This is a genomic window from Streptomyces sp. NPDC039465 (genome assembly GCF_055639315.1).
Genome location: NZ_JBVKAP010000003.1, coordinates 302,010 through 317,713, shown reverse-complemented (window position 1 = coordinate 317,713; position 15,704 = coordinate 302,010). Strand labels below are relative to the sequence as shown.

Below are 15,704 nucleotides of genomic sequence, written 5' to 3'. Positions count from 1 at the left end.
AGGGGCGCATCGGGGGCATTGGCCCCGACACCGTCCGTAGATCCTTTACTCGCGGGGCCGCGCTGCCGACGATCCCTGTGTCCGCGGTGCCGCCAGGCGGTGCCGTACCGCACGAAGGGAGCGCGATGCGAGCCGTCGCCCTGTACGGAGTCATCGGATCGCTGGTGCTGTCCGCACTCGCCGCCACCCCCGCCGGGGGGCTCGACACCGGCTCGGCCGAGGCGGCCGGTACGACGGTCGCCGCCGCGCGCGCCGCGAAGGCCGGTATCACCTTCGGCCGCTGCCCGGCGGTGGAGAAGCTGCCGTCGTCCGTGCGATGCGGCACGGTCGAGGTCCCGCTCGACTACGCCCGCCCCGACGGCCGCCGTATCTCCCTGACCGTCAGCCGGATCGCGGCGCGCGGCAAGGCGGCCGAGCGGCAGGGCGCGCTGGTGTTCAACCCGGGCGGTCCCGGCGCCTCCTCGATGTACTTCCCGATGGCCGCCGCCCTGCCCGAGTGGAAGCGGATCGCCGGGGCGTACGACTTCGTGGGGTACGCGCCGCGCGGGGTGGACCGGTCGGCGCCGCTGTCCTGCCAGGATCCGAAGGAGTTCGTGAAGGCGCCGACGCAGGCGCCGACCCTGCCGTCGGAGTCCTTCAAGCGGGCGCGGATCGCGGACGCGAAGGCGTACGCGCGGGGCTGTGCGCGCCGCACCGGGGACGCGCTGCGCCACTACACCTCGCTCAACAACGCCCGGGACCTGGAGGTGCTGCGGGCGGCGCTGGGCGAGAAGCAGCTCACGTACATGGGGGCGTCGTACGGCACGTACTTCGGCGCGCTGTACGCGACGCTCTTCCCGGGGCATGTGCGGCGGATGGTGTTCGACTCGGCGGTGAATCCGGCCACGGAGCAGATCTGGTACCGCAACAACCTCGACCAGTCACCGGCGTTCGAGCGGCGCTGGGCGGACTTCCGGACCTGGGTCGCCAAGCACCACCGGACGTACGCCCTGGGCGCCACGCCCGAGACGGTGCTGAGGAGCTACGAGAAGGTGGCCGCCCGGCTCGCCACGGCGCCGGCGGGCGGGAAGGTCGGTCCTGGGGAGCTTCAGGCCGCGTTCCTGACGGCCGGCTATTACGACGAGAGCTGGCCGGCGCTGGCGCGGGCGCTGTCGCGGTATCTGAAGGGTGACCCGAAGCCGCTGATCGACCAGGCGGCGCCGGACGAGGCGGGCGCCCAGGAGGCGGAGAACGGCAACGCGGTCTACACGGCGGTCGAGTGCAACGACGCGCCATGGCCGACGGACTGGGAGGTCTGGGACCGCGACAACACCGAACTGGCGAAGATCGCGCCGTTCGAGACGTGGGACAACGCGTTCCTGAATCTGCCGTGTGCCTACTGGCCGGCGCCGCGGCAACGGCCGCTGGAGGTCCGTACGGCGCCGGGTGCGCTGCCGCCCGTACTGATCCTCGCCGCTGAGCGGGACGCGGCCACGCCGTACGAGGGGGCCGTGGAGCTTCAGCGGCGGCTGTGGGGCTCGGCCTTGGTGACCGAGGAGGACGCGGGGACGCACGGCATCGCCGGGGGTGCCAACAAGTGCGTCAACGACCATGTGGAGAACTACCTGCTGAACGGCGAGACGCCGGTGCGGCGCGCGTCATGCGCGCCGCACCCGGAGCCGGACCCGGTGTCGCTGGAACGGCGAGGGGCGCGTGAGCCGGGCATGGCTCTGCCCGGGCGTCCGCCCGCCGTCTGATCTTCCGGGTCAGGAGGTGACGCGGCCCCACCTCCGCGTGGGGCCCGCCACCAGGTCTCGCTGAGCGAGGTCTCGATGGGCCAGCTCTCGCCGGGCCAGGTCTGGCTAGGCCAGACCCGCCACGAGGTCCGCGACCGACTTGCGGCGGCCCGTGTAGAACGGGACCTCCTCGCGGACGTGCATACGGGCCTCGGAGGCGCGCAGGTGGCGCATCAGGTCGACGATGCGGTACAGCTCGTCGGCCTCGAAGGCGAGGATCCACTCGTAGTCGCCCAGCGAGAACGAGGCGACCGTGTTGGCGCGGACGTCGGGGTAGCCGCGGGCCATCTTGCCGTGGTCGGCGAGCATCCGGCGGCGGTCCTCGTCCGGCAGCAGGTACCAGTCGTAGGAGCGCACGAAGGGGTAGACGCTGACGTAGTCGCGCGGCGTCTCGTCGGCCAGGAAGGCCGGGATGTGCGACTTGTTGAACTCGGCGGGGCGGTGCAGCGCCATGTTCGACCAGACCGGCTCCAGAGCGCGGCCCAGCTTGGTGCGGCGGAAGAGGTTGTACGCCTCCTGGAGCTCGTCCGAGGTCTCCGCGTGCCACCAGATCATGACGTCGGCGTCGGCGCGCAGGCCGGAGACGTCGTACGTGCCACGGATCGTGATGTCCTTGGCGGCGAGCTGGTCGAACAGCTCCTGGACCTCGTCGGCGTAGCCGCTCCGGTCCTCGGGCAGAACGTCGCGCAGCTTGAAGACGGACCACAGGGTGTAGCGGATGACCTCGTTGAGGTCCTTCGCCTTCTTACCGGCGTTCGGGATCTTTTCGGGCGCACTCATACAGCTATTCTCGCCTGTCGCTCCGCGTGCCCCGCGCCAGGGTCGGCGTGGCGATGATCTCGTCCGCGGCGCGGTGGGCGCTCGCGATGCACGCGGGGATGCCGACGCCGTCGTAGACCGCGCCGCACACGCGCAGTCCGGGCAGGGCGGCGACGGCCTCGCGGATCCGGGCGACCCGGGTGAGATGGCCGACGGGGTACTGCGGCAGGCCGCCGATCCAGCGGGTGACCTCGGTGGCGACGGGCCGGGCGGTGAGGCCGGTGGCGGCGGCGAGGTCCTTGAGGGAGGCGGCGACGAGGTCGGCGTCGTCGCGGTGCAGCTGCTCCTCCTCGCCGTGGCGGCCGACGGAGGTGCGCAGCACGAACAGGTCCGGGGAGCGGTCGGTGACCCACTGCCACTTCTGGCTGGAGAACGTGGAGGCCTTGATCGTGCGGCCGTCGACGGGCGGTACGAGGAAGCCGGAGCCGGGCAGGCCCTCGATGTCGGCGCGCCGGAAGGCGAAGGTGACCAGCGCCATCGACGCGTACTCGACGGCGCCGAGCTCGGCGGAGGCGGTGGGTGAGACGTCGGCGAGCAGCGCGGCGGCCGACCAGGCGGGGGTGGCGAGGACGACGGCGTCGGCGTGGAGGGTCCGTCCGGCGGCGGTGATCTCCCAGCGGCCGCGCGCCGGGGAGCCGTCGGCCGGGGCCGTGGCCCGGCGCAGGGCCGTCACCGGCGCTTCGGTGACGATCTCGCCGCCCGCGGCGCGTACGGCGGCGGCGACCGCGCCCGGAAGGAGACCGATGCCGCCGTCGATGCCCATGAACGCGGCGGCGGGCTGGGCCGCGCCGGATCCGGCGACGTCGGCGGGCTGGGCGCCGGCCCGCTGCACGGCCCGTACGGCATCGCCGAGGGTGCGGTGGGTGCGGGCCTCGTCGAAGAGTTTCGGCACCGCCGCCCGCATGGAGATCTTGTACGCGTCGCCGGCGTAGACCCCGCCGAGCAGCGGCTCCACGAGCCGGTCCACGATCTCGTGCCCCATCCGGGCGGCGACGTACGCGCCGATGGCGATGTCGTCGCCGATCTCGGCGGGCGGCAGGTCGCGGTCCCGCTCCACCCGGCGCAGGCCATCGTCGGTGAGCAGGTCACCGAGGGCCCTGGCGTCGGCGGGGACGCCCATCACATGGCCCTTGGGCATCGGGCGCAGCGCGTCACGGGTCCAGACGGCGGCGGAGGTGGTGGCGGGTGCCTGGAGGCGGTCGCCGAGGCCGACGGCGCGGGCGAGGGCGACGGCCTCCGGGCGCCGGGCGAGCATCGACTCGGCGCCCAGGTCGACGGGGGCGCCGGCGATCTCACCGGCCTGGAGCTTGCCGCCGAGCTCATGGGTGGCCTCCAGCAGGGTCACCGGGACTCCGGCGGTGGCGAGCCGGTGGGCGGCGGCGAGACCGGCGATGCCGCCCCCGATGACGACGACATGACCCGTGCGTGTGTGCATGAGCCCACTCTCTCAAACCCGAAACGACTCCTGACCGTGACCGCTTCGGGACCGCCGGAGGGCAACCCGAGGGTGTGCCCTGTACGTCGAACCGGCAACACCCACATCCACCCCAGGGGGAGCACAGATGCGTGGACCGGGAATCGCCGCCGCGGCGGTGCTGGCGGCGGTGCTGGCACTGGCCGGCTGCGGAGCGTCGGACGACACGGGCGGCGATGCGAAAAGGGACCTGAGCGCGGCGGCGCCCGAGCGTGCCGGGCAGGGCGCGGGCGCCGACGAGGGGTACGCGTCGTCGGGCGAGCGGGGCGGGAAGGGGGCGCCGGCCCCGTCCGCGCCGAAGAAGCCCGCGCTGCCGCAGCAGCACATGATCCGCACGGCCGAGCTGTCGGTGGAGGTCGAGAACGCCGCCAAGGCGCTGGCGAGGGCCCGTACGGCCACCGAGAACGCCGGCGGCCATGTGGCGAGCGAGACGACCGAGCGGGTCGACGGCACGCATGTGACCTCGCGGGTGGTGCTGCGGGTCCCGCAGGCCGGCTACGACTCCGTCCTCAAGGAGCTGGCCGGCACGGGCACGCTGCTGTCCCGCAAGGCGGACGCGAAGGACGTCACCGATCAGGTGGTGGACGTGCAGAGCCGGATCGCCACGCAGCGGGCCAGCGTGGAGCGGGTCCGCAAGCTGATGGACCAGGCCACACAGCTCAGTGACGTGGTGACGCTGGAGAGCGAGTTGAGCCGCCGTCAGGCCGACCTGGAGTCGCTGCTCGCCCAGCAGGCCTCGCTCAAGGACCGTACGACGCTGGCGACAATCACGCTGGAGCTGTCCGAGCGGGGGAAGGCCGCGCCGGAGCCGAAGGACGAGGGCCCCGGGTTCCTGGACGCGCTGAGCGGCGGCTGGAACGCGCTGGTGACGGTGGCGACGTGGATCGGGATCGCGCTGGCGGCGGTGGCTCCTTGGGCCGCGGCGCTGCTGGTCCTGTTCGCGGTGTGGCGGTGGCTGGTACGGCCCCGGCTGCCGAGGCGCCGTACCGCCGCGGGCCCCGTCCCGGCGCCCGTACCGGCACCCGCCCCAGCCCCCGACCTGACACACAAGGAGGACTGAACGCCCGCCTCGTCGTAGCGTGTTCGCATGAGCGAGCGACTGGTGGTCATCGGCGGCGACGCGACGGGCATGTCCGCCGCGTCGCAGGCCCGTCGGCACAAGAGCCCGGAACAGCTGGAGATCGTCGCCTTCGAACGGGGTCACTTCTCGTCGTACTCGGCCTGCGGGATTCCGTACTGGGTCGGGGGGGACGTCGAGGACCGCGACGAGCTGATCGCGCGGAGCCCCGAGGAGCACCGCGAGCGGGCCATCGATCTGCGGATGCGGACCGAGGTGACCGAGCTGGACGTGGCCGGGTCCCGGGTGCGCACCCGGGATCTGGAGTCGGGCGCGGAGTCGTGGACGGGCTACGACCAGCTGGTGATCGCGACCGGGGCGCGGCCGGTGCGGCCGCCGCTGCCGGGGATCGACGCGCCGGGCGTGCACGGGGTGCAGACCCTGGACGACGGTCAGGCGCTGCTCGACTCGCTCTCCACGCTGGAGCGCACGGACGGCCGCCGGGCGGTCGTGGTCGGCGCCGGGTACATCGGTGTGGAGATGGCCGAGGCGCTGCTGAACCGCGGCTACGAGGTCACCGTGCTGAACCGCGGCGAGCAGCCGATGGCGACGCTCGACCCGGACATGGGCCGGCTCGTGCACCGGGCGATGGACGGCATGGGCATCACCACGGTCGGCTCGTCGGCGGTCACCAAGATCCTCACCGGGGACGACGGCCGGGTCCGCGCGGTGGCGACGGACGACGCCGAGTACGCGGCGGACATCGTCGTCCTCGGCATGGGGGTGGAGCCGGAGACACGCCTCGCGCGGGCGGCCGGGCTGCCGCTCGGGACGTACGGCGGGCTGCTCACCGATCTCGCCATGCGAGTGCGCGGTCACGAGAACATCTGGGCGGGCGGCGACTGCGTCGAGGTCCTCGACCTCGTCTCGGGCCGCGAACGCCACATCGCGCTCGGTACGCACGCCAACAAGCACGGCCAGATCATCGGGGCGAACGTGGGCGGCGGCTACGCCACGTTCCCGGGTGTGGTCGGCACGGCGGTGTCGAAGGTGTGCGACCTGGAGATCGCACGCACGGGCCTGCGGGAGAAGGACGCCCGCGACGTCGGGCTGAGGTACGTGACGGCGACGGTGGAGTCGACCAGCCGCGCCGGCTACTACCCGGGCGCCGCCCCGATGACGGTGAAGATGATCGCCGAGCGGCGTACGGGACGGCTGCTCGGGGTGCAGATCGTGGGCCGGGAGGGCGCGGCGAAGCGGGTGGACATCGCGGCCGTGGCGCTGACGGCGGGGATGACGGTGGAGCAGATGACGGCGCTGGACCTGGGATACGCGCCGCCGTTCTCGCCGGTGTGGGACCCGGTCCTGGTCGCGGCGCGCAAGGCCGTGGCGGCGGTCCGGGCGGCCGGGGTCTGAGCCGGAGGCCGGAGCCCGGGGCCGGGGCCCTGGGGATCGCCCCCGGACCCCGGATCCGGCTCCGGGTCAGCGCGCGGTCTTGGTGTGGACGTAGTCGACCAGGCGCGTCAGGGCGTCCGGGTCGGTGGTCGGCAGCACACCGTGGCCGAGGTTGAAGACATGGCCCGGGAGGTCCTTCGCGGCGGCGAGGACCTCGTCGGTCTTCGCCTCGACGGCCTCGGTGGTGGAGAAGAGGACGGCCGGGTCGAGGTTGCCCTGGAACGCCTTGCCGGGGCCGACGCGGCGGGCGGCCTCGTCGAGCGGCACACGCCAGTCGACGCCGACGACGTCCGCGCCGGCCTCGCCCATGAGTCCGAGCAGCTCGCCGGTGCCGACGCCGAAGTGGATGCGCGGGACGCCGTACGACTCGACGGCCTGGAAGACCTTCGTCGAGGAGGGCATCACGGAGCGGCGGTAGTCGGCGGGGGCGAGCGCGCCGACCCAGGAGTCGAAGAGCTGGACGGCGGAGGCGCCGGCCTCGATCTGGACCTTGAGGAAGGCGGCGGTGATGTCGGCGAGCCGGTCGAGCAGGTCGGCCCACAGCTGCGGGTCGCCGTACATGAGCGCCTTGGTGTGCTCGTGGTTGCGGGAGGGGCCGCCCTCGACGAGATAGCTGGCGAGGGTGAAGGGCGCGCCCGCGAAGCCGATGAGCGGGGTGGTGCCGAGCTCGCCGGTGAGCATGCCGATCGCCTCGGTGACGTAGTGCACGTCCTCGGGGGTCAGGTCGCGCAGCCGGGCGAGGTCGGCGCGGCTGCGGATGGGCTCGGCGACGACGGGGCCGACGCCGGGCTTGATGTCGAGGTCGATACCGATGGCCTTCAGCGGGACGACGATGTCGCTGAAGTAGATCGCCGCGTCCACCTTGTGGCGCCGCACGGGCTGCAGGGTGATCTCGGTGACAAGCTCGGGCATCATGCACGAGTCGAGCATCGGGATGCCCTCGCGCACCTTCAGGTACTCGGGGAGCGAACGTCCCGCCTGCCGCATGAACCAGACCGGCGTGTGCGGTACGGGCTCGCGCCGGCACGCCTTCATGAACGGGGAGTCGTAGGTCTGCGTCTGCTGGCCCGACGGCCTTTCGTTGGCACTCACGCCCAGAATCTTCGCATGTGCACGCAAGCGGCTCGGCCGGGCCGGGTGTCCCTCCCTGCGCGCGGCCCGCGTTCCGCCTACTCTTCCCCGCATGGCTGCGGCTCAGGGACAGTTTTCCGATCATTCCGACGGCGTCGAGGGCACGGAGAGTACGGAGCGGGACTCCGTCCCGCCGGTCTTCCGGCTGGCGGTGGACGCGCTGCGTACGGCGCGGCTGCGGCCGGAGATCGAGGTCGACCCGACCCGTCCGCCGCAGCGCCTCGCCCCGTACGCGTACGCGCTGGAGGCGGCGGTCGTCGACGGCGAGGAGGATCTGGCGGACGGACGGCTGGTGCTGCTGCACGACCCGGACGGTCATGAGAGCTGGCGGGGCACGTTCCGGCTGGTGACGCTGGTCCGGGCGGAGCTGGAGCCGGAGATGGCGGCGGACCCGCTGCTGCCGGAGGTCTGCTGGTCCTGGCTGACCGGGGCGCTGGAGGCGCGGGGCCTGGCGTACGGGGAGGCGAGCGGGACCGTCACTCGGGCCGGGTCTCACTATTTCGGTGGACTCGCCGAGCGGCTGCCGGCCACCCAGATCGAGATCCGGGCGTCGTGGACGCCGCGCGAGGGCCGGGGCGGGGCGCCGGACACGGCGGCGCATCTGTCGGCCTGGTGCGATCTGCTGTGCCAGGTGGCGGGGCTGCCGCCGTCGGGCACGGGGGGCGGGGAGCCGGCCGGGGGGCCGGGGGCGGGTGTGGTGTCGCTGCCGCAGCGCCGGGGGCCGCACCAGCCGTAACCGCATGTCCGGGCGACCGGCTCGACCGGCCTACGATGCCGCCGCGGGGCCCTGGCGGGCCTTCCCCCGGCGGCATTCTGCTGCCCGGATCCCCCGCGGACGGCGAGGCTCACTCGTAGGATGATCGATCGCGCGTCCGAATTGCCCCAATTGTTACTCACTAAATCGTGATCTTTCTCTAAAGGCGGACGAGGTACCTGCCGAAGAGGTCAATGACCCCTTCACAGCACGGGTTCGCCCCCCGGCTTCTTCCCCGAGCCGGCTCCGTCCCGCATCCTTCCCAGGAGGCCTGGTGTCCGTTCTCCTCGAGCAGCCCGCAAGCCTGGTCGCCTACCGCCCGAACAAGCCGACGGCCATGGTCGTCGTGGCCGACCCGCGCGTCCGTTCCACCGTCACCCGCCACCTGTGGGCCCTTGGAGTACGTGACGTCATCGAAGCGTCGTCCATCGCGGAGGCCCGTCCCCGCGTCGGCAACCCGCGTGACATCTGCGTGGCCGACGTCCACCTGCCCGACGGTTCCGGGCTGACCCTCCTGTCCGAGACCCGCGCCGCGGGCTGGCCCAACGGTCTGGCCCTCTCGGCCGCCGACGACATCGGCGCCGTGCGCAACGCGCTCGCCGGCGGCGTCAAGGGTTACGTCGTCACCGGCACCCGCACCAACATCGGCCACCCCGGCCGCCCCGGCGCCGCCCCCATCGGCGCGGCCGCCGCCCGGATGCACCGCCGTCCCCCCGGCGCCCCGAGCCATCCGGGCGGCTACCGCGAGCTCTCCGGCCGTGAGGTCGAGGTGCTCCGGCTCGTCGCCGAAGGCCAGTCCAACAAGGCGATCGGCGTCTCCATGGGCCTGTCCGCACTGACGGTCAAGAGCCACCTCGCCCGCATCGCCCGCAAGCTGGGCACCGGCGACCGGGCCGGGATGGTCGCCGTGGCCCTGCGGACGGGGATCATCCACTGAAAGGTTGACGCAACACCGGCGCCTGTCGACGGAACGTTCCGTCGACAGGCGCTTGCCGTTCACAGATACCCTTGACAGGTGACCGACGCCCAAGAGACCGCAGCAGAGTCAGCACTGCGAACCGCCGGGGGCGCTCCCCCGGACGACGGCGTCGCAGGCGTCATCGTCGGGGAGGCGCCCATTCCCCTGCTCGAGCCCCGCGAGGGCATCCCGCCCGTCGTGGCGAGCGGGGACGTCCTCGCCGAGGTGATCGCCGCGTTCGCGGCCGGATCCGGTCCGGTCGCCGTCGACGCCGAGCGCGCCTCCGGCTACCGCTACGGACAGCGGGCCTATCTCGTCCAGCTCCGCCGCGAAGGCGCCGGCAGCGCGCTGATCGACCCCGTCGGCTGCCCCGACCTCTCGGCCCTCGGCGAGGCGCTCGACGGCACCGAATGGATCCTGCACGCGGCCACCCAGGACCTGCCGTGCCTGCGCGAAATAGGCATGGTCCCCACCCGGCTCTTCGACACCGAGCTGGCCGGCCGGCTGGCGGGCTTCCCGCGGGTCGGGCTCGGCGCGATGGTGGAGAGCGTGCTCGGGTACGCGCTGGAGAAGGGCCACTCCGCGGTGGACTGGTCCACCCGCCCGCTGCCCGAGCCCTGGCTCCGGTACGCCGCGCTGGACGTCGAGCTCCTCGTCGACCTGCGTGACGCACTGGAGGAGGAGCTCGACCGGCAGGGCAAGCTGGAGTGGGCGCTCCAGGAGTTCGACGCGATCGCCTCGGCGCCGCCCGCCCCGCCGCGCAAGGACCCCTGGCGTCGGACGTCCGGGATGCACAAGGTCCGCCGCCGCCGGCAGATGGCGGTGGTACGGGAGCTGTGGACGGCCCGGGACGCGGTGGCGCAGCGGCGTGACGTCTCTCCCGGGAAGGTGTTGAGCGACGCGGCGATCGTCGAGGCGGCGCTCGCGCTGCCGGCGAACGTGCACGCCCTGACGGCACTGCCCGGCTTCGGCCACCGCATGGGCCGGCGCCAGCTGGAGCAGTGGCAGGCGGCGGTGGACCGGGCGAGGGCCCTGCCCGACGGCGAGCTGCCCCAACCCGGCCAGCCGGTGACGGGTCCGCCGCCGCCGCGTGCGTGGGCGGACAAGGACCCGGCCGCGGCGGCCCGGCTGTCGGCGGCCCGTGGGGCGGTGTCGGCGCTGGCGGAGAAGCTGAACCTCCCCCAGGAGAATCTGATCACCCCGGACACGGTCCGCAGGATCTGCTGGGAGCCGCCGGTGCTGGCGACGGGCGAGTCGGTCGCCGCGGCGCTGACCGCGTGCGGGGCCCGGCCCTGGCAGGTGGAGCTGGTGACCCCGCTGCTGGTGACGGCGCTGAGCTCGACGGCGTAGCGGTTCCGGCGGCGTTTCGAGGCCGCCGCCGACGGTCATAGGGAAGGGGGCCGGGGGGAAGCCCCCGGCCCCCTTCCGCGTCCGCTCGGGTGTGACCTTCACCGCTCCCGCCGCAGGGACTGGGCAGCATGGTTACCCGCAAGTAGCATGGGGGCAGCAAGCGCACGCTTAGCCGTGCGCCCGCAGCAGTGCCACCCCGCACCCTGGAGGAGAGCCATCGTGCCTCGTACCGTCAGGGACGTCGTCTTCGTCGACGGCGTCCGCACCCCGTTCGGCAAGGCGGGCCCGAAGGGCATCTACCACGAGACCCGCGCCGACGATCTCGTCGTGAAGGCGATCCGGGAGCTGCTGCGCCGCAACCCGGACCTCGACCCCAAGAAGATCGACGAGGTCGCCATCGCCGCCACCACGCAGATCGGCGACCAGGGTCTGACCCTCGGCCGCACCGCGGGCATCCTCGCGGGTCTGCCGCAGTCCGTGCCGGGCTACTCCATCGACCGGATGTGCGCCGGCGCGCTGACCGCCGTCACCTCCGTCGCGGGCAGCGTGGCCTTCGGTGCGTACGACATCGCCATCGCGGGCGGTGTCGAGCACATGGGCCGCCACCCCATGGGTGAGGGCGTCGACCCGAACCCGCGGTTCGTCTCCGAGAAGCTGGTCGACGAGTCCGCCCTCTTCATGGGTATGACGGCGGAGAACCTGCACGACCGCTACCCGACCATCACCAAGCAGCGCACCGACGAGTACGCCGTGCGCTCGCAGGAGAAGGCCGCCAAGGCGTACGCCGACGGCAAGATCCAGCAGGACCTGGTCCCGATCTCGGTGCGTCGCACCAACGCCGAGGCCGGTGAGACCGGCTGGGGCCTGGTCACCGCCGACGAGCCGATGCGTCCGGGCACCACCCTGGAGAACCTGTCCGGCCTGAAGACGCCGTTCCGGGTGCACGGCCGCGTCACCGCGGGCAACGCCGCCGGTCTCAACGACGGCGCCACCGCCTCGCTGATCGCCTCCGAGGACTTCGCCCGGGAGAACAACCTCCCGGTCAAGATGCGCCTGGTCTCCTACTCCTTCGCCGGCGTGGAGCCCGAGGTCATGGGCTACGGCCCGATCCCGGCGACCGAGAAGGCCCTGGCCCAGGCCGGCCTGTCGATCTCCGACATCGGCCTGTTCGAGATCAACGAGGCCTTCGCCGTCCAGGTGCTCGCCTTCCTCGAGCACTACGGCATCGCCGACGACGACGCCCGCGTCAACCAGTACGGCGGCGCCATCGCGTTCGGCCACCCGCTGGCCTCCTCGGGTGTCCGTCTGATGACGCAGCTCGCCCGCCAGTTCGAGGACCAGCCCGAGGTCCGCTACGGCCTGACCACCATGTGCGTCGGCTTCGGCATGGGCGCCACGGTCATCTGGGAGAACCCGCACCACAAGGACGCCGGAGGCAACAAGTGAGCACCACCGCTGAGCTCCTGAAGGGCGCGGCCGAGCTGTTCCCGGACGAGGTCGTCACCAGCGCCCACGTACGTCACTTCGAGCTGCCCGCAGGCGCGGGCCGGTTCGCGCTGATCACGCTGGACAACGGCTTCGACCACACCAAGCCGACCACCTTCGGCCCCCAGTCGCTGGCGAACCTGAACGCCGCCATCGACCAGGTCGAGAAGGAGGCCGCCGAGGGCGCGATCGTCGGTGTCGGTATCACCGGCAAGCCGTTCATCTTCGCGGTCGGCGCCGACCTCAAGGGTGTCGAGCTGCTGAAGCAGCACTCCGACGCGCTGGCCATCGGCAAGGGCGGCCACGACGTCTTCAAGCGGCTGTCGTCGCTCGCCGTGCCGACCTTCGCGTACTACAACGGCGCGGCGATGGGCGGCGGTGTCGAGGTCGGTCTGCACTGCACCTACCGCACCGTCTCCAAGGCGCTGCCGGCGTTCTCGCTGCCCGAGGTCTTCCTCGGTCTGGTCCCCGGCTGGGGCGGCTGCACGATCCTGCCGAACCTGATCGGTGCCGACAAGGCCGTCTCGGTCATCATCGAGAACTCGCTCAACCAGAACCGCCAGCTCAAGGGCGCGCAGGTCTTCGAGCTCGGCATCGCCGACGCGATCTTCGAGGGCGCGGACTTCCTGGAGCAGTCGCTCATCTGGACGGCGTCGGTCCTCAACGGCTCGGTGACCGTCGAGCGTCCCGAGATCGACCGCGGTGAGGGCTGGGACCAGGCCGTTGCCAAGGGCCGGTTCATCGCCGACTCCAAGGTGCACGGCGCGGCTCCGGCCGCGTACCGCGCCCTGGACATCATCGAGGCGGCCAAGGACGGCGACCTGCAGAAGGGCTTCGACGCCGAGGACACCGCGCTGGCCGACCTGATCATGGGCGGCGAGCTGCGCTCCGGCATCTACGCCTTCAACCTGGTCCAGAAGCGCGCCAAGCGCCCGGCCGGTGCGCCGGACAAGTCGCTGGCCCGCCCGGTCTCCAAGGTCGGTGTCGTCGGCGCCGGTCTGATGGCCTCGCAGCTCGCGCTGCTGTTCCTGCGCCGCCTGGAGGTGCCGGTCGTGCTGACCGACATCGACCAGGAGCGGGTCGACAAGGGTGTGGGCTACGTCCACGGCGAGATCGACAAGCTGCTCGGCAAGGGCCGGATCAACCAGGACAAGGCCAACCGCCTCAAGGCCCTGGTCACCGGTGTCCTGGACAAGGCCGAGGGCTTCGCGGACGCGGACTTCATCATCGAGGCCGTGTTCGAGGAGATGACGGTCAAGCAGAAGGTGTTCGCGGAGGTCGAGGCGGTCGCTCCGGCGCACGCCATCCTCGCCACCAACACCTCCTCGCTCTCCGTCAGCGAGATGGCCTCCAAGCTCCAGCACCCGGAGCGTGTGGTCGGCTTCCACTTCTTCAACCCGGTCGCCGTCCTCCCGCTGCTGGAGATCGTCCGCGGTGAGAAGACCGACGACGCCGCCCTCGCCACCGCGTTCGGCGTGGCGAAGAAGCTGAAGAAGACCGCGGTGCTCACGAAGGACGCCCCGGCGTTCGTGGTGAACCGCATCCTGACCCGCTTCATGGGCGAGATCCAGAACGTCATCGACGAGGGCACCTCGGTCGCGACGGCCGAGAAGGCCGTCGAGCCGCTGGGCCTGCCGATGTCGCCGCTGGTCCTGCTGGAGCTGGTCGGCCCGGCGATCGGTCTGCACGTCTCCGAGACGCTCAACCGCGCCTTCCCGGACCGCTTCACGGTCTCCCCGAACCTGAAGGCGGTCGTCGAGGCCGGCAAGCGCGGCTTCTACGTCTACGACTCCGGCAAGCCGGAGCTGGACCCGGAGGTCGCCGCTCTCCTCAAGCAGGGCGACAGCGTCCTGACCGAGGAGCAGGTCCGCGACCGCGTCCTGGACGCGGTGGCGCAGGAGATCGGCCTGATGCTGGAGGAGGGTGTCGTCGCCGAGGCGCAGGACATCGACCTCTGCCTGATCACGGGCGCGGGCTGGCCCTTCCACCTGGGCGGCATCACGCCGTACCTGGACCGTGAGGGTGTCTCCGAGCGCGTCAACGGCAAGCGGTTCCTCCCGCAGGGCGTGGCGAGCGTCCCCGCGTAGTACGTACCGCGCCGGTGCCCGCCTCCACCTCGTGGGGGCGGGCACCCGCTTTTCCGGCCGCCGACGGCCGGATGGCAGAATGGCGGATCTTGTCCTCTTCAGCGGGCCTCTGCCCGCCCCCACAGAACGGCGGCTCCACACCGGCCATGGCGAACCCAGCACCTCGTTTCAGCCGCAGGACCCTCCTTGTCACCGGTGGGGCCGCGGCCGCCGCCCTGGGTCTGGGCGGCGCGGCGGGCCTGGCGCTGTGGGCGGACGAGGAGACCACCGGCCCGCGCGGCGGCGACGAGCACGGAGGCGACCGCAGGGACCCGGAGATGGCCGGCGTCTTCGACATCTCCACCGGTACGCAGGTGTGGCCGCCGACGCCACTGAACGACGTCACCGGCCCGCAGTCGCTCGCCTTCGACGACGTGAACCGACATGTGTACGTGGCGCAGCTCGCCCAGGGCGGTCTTCAGCTGCGCGACGAGGACGAGAAGCTGGACGCCCAGGCGCGCAAGCGGGCCGGGGACATGTGCGTGACCAAGTTCTCCCGCTCCGGTGAGCAGCTGGGGAGGATGTACCTGCGCGGCTTCGGGCACGGCATCTCGATCGGCGTGGAGCCCGACGGGACGAAGGCCCGGCTGTGGGTGGAGTCGCAGGCCAGTGCGCGGACGGGGTACGGCCGGTCGGTGGCCCGCGTCCGGTTCCGTGACGGGGCCGTCCTGGACAGCTCCGCGGAGGCGGTCGAGCATCACAGCCCGGCGCCCGAGGGGGCGACCAAGGTGCATCCGGCGGTGGACATGGCCACCCGCCGGGTCCTGGTCAGTTTCTGGGTGGGCGACGAGCACCGCTATTCGGTGCACCGGATGAAGGATTTCCTCGACGGGAATTACGAGCCGCTGCACACGGTCGGGAATTCGGCCATTCTGGAGGGCGAGACCTTTCAGGGCTGCGCATTGCACGGTGATTTCATCTACCAGCTCACCGGAAATCCGTACAGCAAGCCGGGCGGGCGGAATCCGCGTTCTTCCGGGGGAAATACCTTCGTCTCCGCGATCGATCTGCGGACCGGAAATGCGGCGGGTCGCGAACATGTCACGGTCGATCCCACACTCCGCTTCCGGGAGCCGGAGGGCATTGCCGTCCGTACGTCCCCGGAGCCCTTGCTCTGCATAGGATTCTCGGTCAAATCGCCCGGCCGCCGGAACATCGCGCTCTACGGCTTCGCCCCATGACCAGACACGTGCCGTGACCGGCCGGTGACCCTCGGCCACAATTCCGCAGTCCGGAAGGTCACGTCGTAGACATCTATCGACAACAGTTCCGCAACCATCCGGGGTGCGTTTACGGTATAACCTTTCGCAGTTCACCCCG

The 15,704-nt window shown here is 72.0% G+C and carries 11 protein-coding genes and 1 pseudogene; 9 read left to right on the top strand and 3 right to left on the bottom strand.

Translation table 11 applies throughout. The features are described from left to right. Nucleotides 1-125: 125 nt before the first annotated feature. Entirely contained in the window at nucleotides 126-1,736 is a 1,611-nt protein-coding gene (locus ACZ7LT_RS11885; protein ID WP_471235871.1) for an alpha/beta hydrolase, read from the top strand. Nucleotides 1,737-1,841: 105 nt separating this feature from the next. On the opposite strand, the gene hemQ is transcribed toward ACZ7LT_RS11885, so the two are convergent. Together hemQ and hemG are read right to left on the bottom strand one after the other, a co-directional pair. After that, complete coding sequence (gene hemQ, locus ACZ7LT_RS11880; RefSeq protein WP_471235870.1) at nucleotides 1,842-2,555, bottom strand: hydrogen peroxide-dependent heme synthase; 714 nt, start codon at nucleotides 2,553-2,555, stop codon at nucleotides 1,842-1,844. Nucleotides 2,556-2,559: 4 nt separating this feature from the next. After that, entirely contained in the window at nucleotides 2,560-4,029 is a 1,470-nt protein-coding gene (hemG, locus tag ACZ7LT_RS11875) for a protoporphyrinogen oxidase (RefSeq protein WP_471235869.1), read from the bottom strand. A 127-nt stretch (nucleotides 4,030-4,156) separates the two neighbouring features. Between hemG and ACZ7LT_RS11870 the strand changes: the two genes are divergently transcribed. Together ACZ7LT_RS11870 and ACZ7LT_RS11865 are read left to right on the top strand one after the other, a co-directional pair. After that, complete coding sequence (locus ACZ7LT_RS11870; protein ID WP_471235868.1) at nucleotides 4,157-5,128, top strand: DUF4349 domain-containing protein; 972 nt, start codon at nucleotides 4,157-4,159, stop codon at nucleotides 5,126-5,128. A gap of 27 nt (nucleotides 5,129-5,155) precedes the next feature. After that, a complete protein-coding gene (locus ACZ7LT_RS11865) occupies nucleotides 5,156-6,541 on the top strand; it encodes an FAD-dependent oxidoreductase (protein WP_471235867.1) in 1,386 nt (461 codons plus the stop codon). Nucleotides 6,542-6,607: 66 nt separating this feature from the next. Here the strand turns inward: ACZ7LT_RS11865 and hemE are convergent, their stop codons facing one another. Further along, a complete protein-coding gene (gene hemE / locus ACZ7LT_RS11860) occupies nucleotides 6,608-7,672 on the bottom strand; it encodes a uroporphyrinogen decarboxylase (RefSeq protein ID WP_471235866.1) in 1,065 nt (354 codons plus the stop codon). Nucleotides 7,673-7,763: 91 nt separating this feature from the next. Here hemE and ACZ7LT_RS11855 point away from each other — a divergent pair, with 91 nt between their 5' ends. The 6 genes and pseudogenes from ACZ7LT_RS11855 to ACZ7LT_RS11830 all read left to right on the top strand — a co-directional run. Further along, nucleotides 7,764-8,447 carry a DUF3000 domain-containing protein gene (locus ACZ7LT_RS11855; protein ID WP_471235865.1) on the top strand — a complete coding sequence of 228 codons (684 nt, stop codon included), beginning with the start codon at nucleotides 7,764-7,766 and terminating at the stop codon, nucleotides 8,445-8,447. Between the two features lie 292 nt (nucleotides 8,448-8,739). Further along, nucleotides 8,740-9,402, top strand: coding sequence for a helix-turn-helix transcriptional regulator (locus tag ACZ7LT_RS11850; RefSeq protein WP_114039865.1), 663 nt, complete (start codon nucleotides 8,740-8,742; stop codon nucleotides 9,400-9,402). Nucleotides 9,403-9,480: 78 nt separating this feature from the next. Further along, nucleotides 9,481-10,773 (top strand): ribonuclease D, encoded by a 1,293-nt coding sequence (locus ACZ7LT_RS11845; protein ID WP_471235864.1) that lies wholly within the window; start codon nucleotides 9,481-9,483, stop codon nucleotides 10,771-10,773. Between the two features lie 219 nt (nucleotides 10,774-10,992). Further along, nucleotides 10,993-12,219, top strand: a complete 1,227-nt coding sequence (locus ACZ7LT_RS11840; protein ID WP_471235863.1) for a thiolase family protein — start codon at nucleotides 10,993-10,995, stop codon at nucleotides 12,217-12,219. Continuing rightward, nucleotides 12,216-14,345, top strand: coding sequence for a 3-hydroxyacyl-CoA dehydrogenase NAD-binding domain-containing protein (locus ACZ7LT_RS11835; protein WP_471235862.1), 2,130 nt, complete (start codon nucleotides 12,216-12,218; stop codon nucleotides 14,343-14,345). Before ACZ7LT_RS11840 ends, ACZ7LT_RS11835 begins: the two co-directional genes overlap by 4 nt. 71 nt (nucleotides 14,346-14,416) lie before the next feature. Further along, nucleotides 14,417-15,325: pseudogene (locus ACZ7LT_RS11830) on the top strand (phage baseplate protein); the annotation flags it as partial. Between the last annotated feature and the right edge of the window lie 379 nt (nucleotides 15,326-15,704).

Excerpts from the sequence above, each read along its gene's own strand:
- hemQ (WP_471235870.1), bottom strand. The coding sequence starts at position 2,555 with ATGAGTGCGCCCGAAAAGATCCCGAACGCCGGTAAGAAGGCGAAGGAC.
- ACZ7LT_RS11855 (WP_471235865.1), top strand. The coding sequence starts at position 7,764 with ATGGCTGCGGCTCAGGGACAGTTTTCCGATCATTCCGACGGCGTCGAG.
- ACZ7LT_RS11870 (WP_471235868.1), top strand. The coding sequence starts at position 4,157 with ATGCGTGGACCGGGAATCGCCGCCGCGGCGGTGCTGGCGGCGGTGCTG.
- hemG (WP_471235869.1), bottom strand. The coding sequence starts at position 4,029 with ATGCACACACGCACGGGTCATGTCGTCGTCATCGGGGGCGGCATCGCC.
- ACZ7LT_RS11865 (WP_471235867.1), top strand. The coding sequence starts at position 5,156 with ATGAGCGAGCGACTGGTGGTCATCGGCGGCGACGCGACGGGCATGTCC.
- ACZ7LT_RS11885 (WP_471235871.1), top strand. The coding sequence starts at position 126 with ATGCGAGCCGTCGCCCTGTACGGAGTCATCGGATCGCTGGTGCTGTCC.